Source organism: Pseudomonas sp. P7759 (genome assembly GCF_013386445.1).
Classification (GTDB): Bacteria; Pseudomonadota; Gammaproteobacteria; order Pseudomonadales; family Pseudomonadaceae; genus Aquipseudomonas; species Aquipseudomonas azotoformans_A.
Genome location: NZ_JACART010000076.1, coordinates 1 through 1,822, shown reverse-complemented (window position 1 = coordinate 1,822; position 1,822 = coordinate 1). Strand labels below are relative to the sequence as shown.

1 protein-coding gene is annotated in these 1,822 nt (G+C 63.7%); it reads left to right on the top strand.

Annotated elements, in window-relative coordinates; genetic code table 11:
• On the top strand, positions 1 to 1,822 hold a 1,822-nt coding region (locus HX823_RS30520; protein ID WP_256350340.1), incomplete at both ends, for a TonB-dependent siderophore receptor.

Sequence of the window (1,822 nt, the reverse complement as noted above, 5' to 3'; positions counted from 1 at the left end):
TGATCAATATCATCCTCAAGGAAAACGACAGCGGTGGCAGCGCTGAAACCTCGTTCGGCCGCTACGGTGCGGGCGATGGCGACACCGTGCACCAGACCGTCAACTACGGCCTGGCGCTGCCCAACGACGGCTTCGCCAACCTGGCGCTGGACGTCAAGGAACAGGAACCCTTCGACCGTACCGGCAGCGCCACCGGCCGCCTGTACGGCACCGCCGCCGCACCCGACAGCCGCGACCAGACCGTCAACCGCCACGGCTGGAACCCCAGCTATGGCCTGGGCCGCGAGAAGGTCACCAACGCCAGCTACAACCTGGAACTGCCGCTGCAGGACGACCTCAAGTTCTACTCGTTCTCCACCGCCAGCTACCTGGAAACCACCAAGGTCACCGGCAACTACCGCCCCAACGAGATCACCTCCCTCGCCGGCGACCCGAACACGCCCTACCCCGACGGCATCCACGCGCAACGGCGCAACCGCACCAAGGACTTCCAGGTGGCCGGTGGCTTCAAAGGCTTGGTCGGCGGTTGGGATTACGACATCAGCTCGACCTGGGGCGAAGACGACTCCACGCTCAATGCCAACAACACGCTGAACCCGTCCTGGGGTCCCACCAGCCCGACCTCGTTCAACCTGGCCTCGCAGATCTTCGACCAGTGGACCAACAACCTGGACCTCAGTCGCAGCTTTGATATTGGCCTTGCCCACCCGCTGCAAACCGCGTTCGGCTTTGAGTACCGCTGGGAGAAGTACCAGATCGAAGCCGGTGACTATGCGTCCTATACGCCCGGCAACTACGTTCTGCCGAGCGGGCCGTTCGCCGGGCAGACGCCACTGCCGGGGCTGGCCTCGTACAACGGCACCAGCACAGCGGATGCCGGGGAGATCAGCCGCAGCAACGTCGCCAGCTATGTCGACCTGGGCCTGGACGTGACCGACCGCTGGTACGTCGGCGCCGCTGCGCGTTACGAGCGCTACACCCAGGACATCGGCAGCACCTGGAGCGGCAAGTTGTCGACACGCTTCAAGCTCACGCCTGAGTTTGCCCTGCGCGGCACGATCAACAACGGCTTTCGTGCGCCCTCGCTGGCGCAGACGATTTACGCGTCATCCACCTTTACCTCCGGCGGCGTGGTCAACGGCCAGCAGGTCTCGGTGCCGGTCAAGGTGTTGCCGGTGGACACGCCTGAAGCCCAGGCGTTGGGCGCCGAGAAACTCAAGCCGGAGAAATCGCTGAACTACAGCTTCGGCTTCACCTACGAACCCACGCAGAACTACCGGTTGACCACCGACCTGTACCAGATCGGCATCCGCGACCGCATCGTGTCCACCAGCCTGCTCGGCGGGCCGGCGGTGTCACAGGTGCTGGTCGCCAACGGCCTGTCGCCCGGGTTGTACGCGCAGTACTACACCAACGCGGTGGACACCCGCACTCGTGGCGTCGACATCATCAACGAATACCGCCAGCAATTGGACCAGTACGGCCAAGTGCGCTGGAGCCTGGCGTACAACTGGAACCAGACCAAGATCGAAAAACTCCAGGACACCCCGCCCGCGCTGGCCGGCCTGGGCGCCAACTACCAGATTTTCGACCGCCGCCTGCAAAAGGACCTGACCGTCGCCACACCGCAATCCAAATTGATCCTGGCAGCCAACTGGAAAGTCACCGCTTACACCCTCAACCTGGCCCTGACCCGCTTCGGCAGCTACACCGAAGGCGACAACAACCCGATCAACGACCGCACGTTCAGCGCCAAGTGGATCAGCGATATCGACGCCGCCTACGACATCAACCAGCACTTCACCATCGCCCTGGGCGCCAA